This window comes from Streptococcus parasanguinis (assembly GCF_001578955.1).
Classification (GTDB): Bacteria; Bacillota; Bacilli; order Lactobacillales; family Streptococcaceae; genus Streptococcus; species Streptococcus parasanguinis_U.
On the sequence record NZ_KQ969689.1, the window covers coordinates 165,691 to 171,375 of the forward strand.

The following is a 5,685-nucleotide window of genomic DNA, read 5'->3' on the forward strand; positions in this document are numbered from 1 at the left end:
GAAGGAAAAGATCAACCATGAGGATCGCAATATCTTTAAGAGGTTGTTGGATGGTTGTCAGTTCAGGAGTATAATTTTCGATAAATTGAGTGCCATCATAGCCGATTACTTTAAGATCTTGAGGAATCTGGAGTTCTAACTCTTTTGCAACTTTCATGATCAAGATAGCCGTCAAATCATCTGATGCAAAAATAGCATCTGGTTTTTGGTGGGTTAAGATCTGTTTGATTTCCATTTCTTTGCGAATAGGAGAAAAATCACTGGAAACATTAATGATTGGAGCATCAGGAAGGACGGAAGCAAAGCCAGCATGACGCAAACCTGTCGGGGAATTCGAATTATCATTTCCTGTGATCATGATGATGTTTTGGGAACCTGTTTTAGCTAAGGTTTCTGCAGCTAGGACCCCGCCGGCGTAGTTATCTGAAGAGACAACAGGGATTTCTGGGGAGAGGTTGCGGTCAAAGGCAATGATGGGAGCGGTCACCCGGTTATAATCATCGATTCCTAAGTTGTGACTTCCTGAAATGATGCCATCTACCTGATTCGCTTCCAACATTTCAATATATTCGCGCTCTTTTTCAGAGTTATGTTCACTATTGCAGATGATGGTCTTATAGCCATGTTTAAAAAGTTGGTGTTCTAGTTTATCGATCAATTCAGCGTAGAAAACATGACTAATGTTGGGAAAGATTAGGCCAACTAACTTGGCTGACTTTCCTTGCAAGCTACGTGCGACATTATTGGGTTTATAGCCCAATTCTCTCATGGCTTCTTGGACTTTTTGGATCGTTTTTTCAGACAGGTACCCTTTGTTATTGATCACCCGTGAGACAGTAGTAGGGCTGACGCCAGCAAGTTTGGCGACATCAGTTAGCTTTGCGACCATAATCAAGTTCGTAGTAAGTTCCAGTAAGGGTTCCAGACTTGATCAAGATTCCATTTTGATCTGCATGTGGGTAGACCCGACCAGAAAATACTTTTTCTCCTTTATTGATAAAGATTTCAAAAATCGAATTGTCAATGAAAATATTAGCAGTTGTCGCTTGGTTAGCGATCGTGCAACTACGGCTCGTACCGAAGTCTTGGGCATATTGCTCGCCTGCCTGGCTACGATCCACTGTGACCAATCCTTTCGCTAGATCAAATGTGAGAACTAAGCCCTTTCCTTCTGCATCTGCAAAGAGGACGATTTCGTTCAGGCTATCTTTTTCAAACTGCAATTCCAATTCATAGCAGTTCTTGGTTTGTGCCTTGTTGGCAAATTCCTCACTCTCAGCGCGCAAGTCCTTGATTGCTTCAACTGGGTATTGGTAGAGCTTGCCATCTTTGATGGTTAATTCTTTGACCAGCGAAAGAGCACCTTGGTAGTCATAGGAATCGGTTGGATAAGAAACGTCAGGAAGACCTAACCAGCTAACAGCATAGGCACGCCCATCAGGTGCATTGAATCCTTGAGTGGCATAGGCTTCAAAACCGTAGTCAAGATTATGTAATTCAGATACATCGACCATTTTGGCCTTTTCTGGGTCAAAGCTTGCCCCGATTTTGTACATATTTGGATAGATATTGTCATAATCGAGGACCGATTTGTCCAATCCTTGAGGACAGTAGAGGAGAACGGGTTGGTCTCCAACAAAGACTAGGTTGGGACATTCCATCATATAAGCTGTCCGATCGTTTGCAAAATCCAAATCACCGACTGCAACCCAGTTGGTATAGTCATTATCTACAGCCTTGTAAAGACGGATGAATCCTTTCTTCTCAAGGTCTTGCCCGCCAACGATGGCGTAGTATTGGCCTTTAAAGTTAAAAATCTGTGGGTCGCGGAAGTGATCAGTGGAGTCAGCCGGTTGATCAATCAAGATTTTGTCAATTTTTTCAATCTTTCCTTCTTTGTCCATTAAAGCACCGACTTGGTAGGGATGACGGACCCATTCAGCATCACGAACATTTCCAGTATAGAATAAGAAAAGTTTGTCATCAAACTGCATAGCAGAACCAGAATAAGCTCCGTGGCTATCCAGATCTGTGTCTGGAAGAAGCGTTACCCCAGTTTCTTTGAAATGAACCAAGTCTTCACTTTCTGTTTGTACCCATGATTTTAACCCATGGGCGGCACCAAATGGGAAATTTTGGTAAAACAAGATCCATTTTCCATCAAAGTAGGAAAAACCGTTAGGATCATTTAAGAGACCAGCTTTTGGCTCAACATGATAGTGTGTATGCCAAGGAGAATTCGCCATATGATCTTGAATGGCTTGCTTTTCCTCCCTTGTCCAGTCTTCGTAACGTCGGTAACGACGTTCAGTTGTCCATTCCATTTTATTCCTCCGAATTTTTTCTTACTTCCATAGTACAGATTTCCCATTAAAAATGCAAGTGATAAATGGAAAAAACAGCCAAAAATGTCAAACGCTTGACATCTACGAGAAGGTGTTTTAAAGAGGTTTGAAAATGAAAATGAATGAAAATATGAAAGTTTTTGAAAACAAAAAAAGCTAGAAATCACCCTTTGACAGCGTTATTAAAGCGATTGTGCAAATGAAAATTCTTACATTCTATCAAAAACTGTCAAAATAGTTTAAAAAGTTTCAAAAAAATCCTGCAAAACGGTTGACATATTTTCAATACGTGGTACAATTGAAAACGTAGAAACGGTTTAACCGTTTACATTACAAAAAAACAAGGAGATTTTTGCAAAATGTCAAATACAGAAATTGCAAAGCAGGTCATCGATGCAATCGGTGGGGTTGAGAACGTTAGCAGTGTTGCTCACTGTGCGACTCGTCTTCGCGTGATGGTAAAAGATGAATCAAAAATCAACAAAGATGTTGTTGAGAATATCGAAAAAGTACAAGGTGCTTTCTTTAACTCAGGTCAATACCAAATCATCTTTGGTACTGGTACTGTAAACAAGATCTACGATGAAGTAGTAGCTCTTGGCTTACCAACCTCAACTAAGGCTGAGATGAAAGCTGAAGCAGCTAAACAAGGAAATTGGTTCCAACGCGCGATCCGTACTTTCGGTGATGTCTTTGTACCAATTATTCCAGTTATTGTAGCGACTGGTCTTTTCATGGGTGTTCGTGGTTTAGTGAATGCCCTTGGTGTGACTCTACCAGAAGATATCACAACTTACACCCAAATCTTAACAGATACAGCCTTTATTATCTTGCCAGGTCTTGTTGTTTGGTCAACTTTCCGTGTATTTGGTGGAAATCCGGCAGTGGGTATTGTACTTGGTATGATGCTTGTTTCAGGTTCACTTCCAAATGCTTGGGCTGTTGCTAGTGGTGGTGAAGTGACTGCCATGAAATTCTTTGGCTTCGTTCCGGTTGTAGGTTTGCAAGGGGCTGTTCTTCCAGCCTTTATTATCGGGGTTCTTGGTGCAAAATTTGAAAAATCACTTCGAAAAGTTGTTCCGGATGTATTAGATCTTTTGGTTACTCCATTCGTGACACTCTTCGTGATGTCAATTCTTGGATTATTCGTTATTGGGCCAGTTTTCCACGTAGTTGAAACGTATATCTTAATTGGTACAAAAGCAATTCTTAACTTGCCATTTGGTCTTGGTGGATTGCTCATTGGTGGAGTTCACCAATTGATTGTCGTATCTGGTGTCCACCATATCTTTAACTTGCTTGAAGTTCAATTGTTAGCAGCCGATCATGCTAATCCGTTTAATGCGATCATTACTGCAGCAATGACAGCCCAAGGTGCTGCGACAGTTGCAGTAGCTGTGAAAACTAAAAATGCAAAATTGAAAGCTTTAGCTTTCCCAGCAGCACTTTCTGCCTTCCTCGGTATCACTGAGCCTGCTATCTTCGGGGTTAACTTGCGTTTCCGTAAACCATTCTTCCTTTCATTGATCGCAGGTGCAATCGGTGGTGGATTGGCATCTCTCCTTGGACTTGCTGGAACAGGTAATGGTATCACTATCATTCCTGGTACAATGCTTTATATTGGTAATGGTCAACTTGCTCAATATTTGCTTATGGTAGCAGTTTCATTTGCGCTTGGATTTGCATTGACTTACATGTTTGGTTATGAAGATGAAGCTCCTGTGGTTGCTTCTGAAAATGCGACAACTGAACGTCTGGTTGAAGAAGAAACAACTGGAAATGTTCCTGCATCTCTTCAAGATGAAACGATCATCTCACCTATCGTTGGTAGTGCTGTAGCACTTGCTGATGTGAATGATCCTGTCTTCTCAAGTGGAGCGATGGGACAAGGAATTGCCATCAAACCAACTGAAGGCGTTGTCTATGCACCAGCAGATGCTGAAGTAACCATTGCTTTTGCAACTGGTCATGCTTACGGTTTGAAAACAGCTAATGGTGCTGAAATCTTGATCCACGTTGGTATTGATACAGTATCAATGAATGGTGAAGGATTTGATCAAAAAGTAGCTCAAGGTGATAAAGTGAAAGCTGGTGATGTCCTTGGTACATTTGATGCAGCGAAAATTGCCGCAGCTGGTCTTGAAGACACAACTATGGTGATCGTCACTAACACAGCTGACTTTGCTTCTGTCACACCTGTTGCAACTGGATCTGTTGCGAAGGGTGATGCGATCATCGAAGTCAAAGCTTAATCGAAACAATAAGTTCTCAAGGACTGGTCTATCATCTCCAGTCCTTGAATTTTATTTCTCAAAAAAAGTGTGTTTTTTCTTTAGAGAAGAGAAAAAGATTGACGATAAAATATGCTATAATAAATACAGGATATTTTTTCATAATAAAAAAGGAGCCAACATGACAAAATTATATGGAAGTTTGGAAGCTGGCGGTACAAAATTTGTTTGTGCAGTTGGTGATGAAAACTATAATGTTGTGGAAAAAGTACAATTTCCAACAACCAAGCCAATTGAGACTATTGATAAGTGTATTGAATTTTTCTCAAAATTTGAGGATTTAGTTGGGCTTGCGATTGGATCATTTGGACCAATTGATATCGATCCAAATTCAAACACTTATGGTTTCATCACAACGACTCCAAAACCAAATTGGGCCAATGTAGATATCGTTGGGGCCTTCCGTCGTGCTTTAAATGTACCCATCTATTTCACGACAGATGTGAATAGCTCTGCCTATGGAGAAGTGGTGGCACGCAATAATGCGGGTGGCCACATCGAAAACTTGGTTTACTATACCATCGGAACAGGGATCGGTGCTGGTGTCATCCAACGTGGTGAGTTTATCGGGGGTGCTGGACACCCAGAAATGGGACACTACTATGTTGCCCAACACCCAATGGATGTAGAAAAAGAATTCAAGGGTGTTTGTCCTTTCCACAATGGCTGTTTGGAAGGCTTTGCGGCTGGGCCAAGTCTCGAAGCTCGTACAGGAATTCGTGGGGAAAACATTGAACTCAACAGCAATGTATGGGATATTCAAGCTTACTACATCGCACAAGCAGCAGTGAATGCGACGGTTACCTTCCGCCCAGACGTCATTGTCTTTGGAGGAGGAGTCATGGCTCAACAACATATGTTAGATCGTGTTCGCACGAAATTTACTGCCCTCTTGAACGGTTACCTCCCTGTACCAGATGTGAGAGATTATATTGTGACACCTGCAGTTGCTGGCAATGGTTCAGCGACCTTGGGGAACTTTGTTCTTGCAAAACAAGTGAGCGAAAAGCTTAAAAAATAAGCAGCAATTGTCTCTTAGAGGTTAGAAA

The 5,685-nt window shown here is 41.5% G+C and carries 4 protein-coding genes; 2 read left to right on the forward strand and 2 right to left on the reverse strand.

The genetic code is table 11. From position 1 onward, the window contains the following. Positions 1-889 (reverse strand): LacI family DNA-binding transcriptional regulator (locus tag SPADD19_RS00765; RefSeq protein ID WP_061454950.1); only part of this gene is annotated, 889 nt, incomplete at its 3' end. After that, positions 870-2,324 carry a sucrose-6-phosphate hydrolase gene (locus tag SPADD19_RS00770; RefSeq protein ID WP_061454951.1) on the reverse strand — a complete coding sequence of 485 codons (1,455 nt, stop codon included), beginning with the start codon at positions 2,322-2,324 and terminating at the stop codon, positions 870-872. The genes SPADD19_RS00770 and SPADD19_RS00765, both read right to left, overlap by 20 nt. Positions 2,325-2,704: 380 nt before the next feature. On the opposite strand from SPADD19_RS00770, the gene SPADD19_RS00775 reads away from it, so the two are divergent. Further along, positions 2,705-4,597 carry a sucrose-specific PTS transporter subunit IIBC gene (locus SPADD19_RS00775; RefSeq protein WP_061454952.1) on the forward strand — a complete coding sequence of 631 codons (1,893 nt, stop codon included), beginning with the start codon at positions 2,705-2,707 and terminating at the stop codon, positions 4,595-4,597. A 160-nt stretch (positions 4,598-4,757) separates the two neighbouring features. Next, positions 4,758-5,657: a fructokinase ScrK gene (scrK, locus tag SPADD19_RS00780; protein ID WP_049474068.1), complete on the forward strand. Its 900-nt coding sequence runs from the start codon at positions 4,758-4,760 to the stop codon at positions 5,655-5,657. Positions 5,658-5,685 lie beyond the last annotated feature (28 nt).

What these genes read in the sequence shown, in the direction of transcription:
- SPADD19_RS00775 (WP_061454952.1), top strand. Translation starts at nt 2,705, where the DNA reads ATGTCAAATACAGAAATTGCAAAGCAGGTCATCGATGCAATCGGTGGG.
- SPADD19_RS00770 (WP_061454951.1), bottom strand. Translation starts at nt 2,324, where the DNA reads ATGGAATGGACAACTGAACGTCGTTACCGACGTTACGAAGACTGGACA.
- scrK (WP_049474068.1), top strand. Translation starts at nt 4,758, where the DNA reads ATGACAAAATTATATGGAAGTTTGGAAGCTGGCGGTACAAAATTTGTT.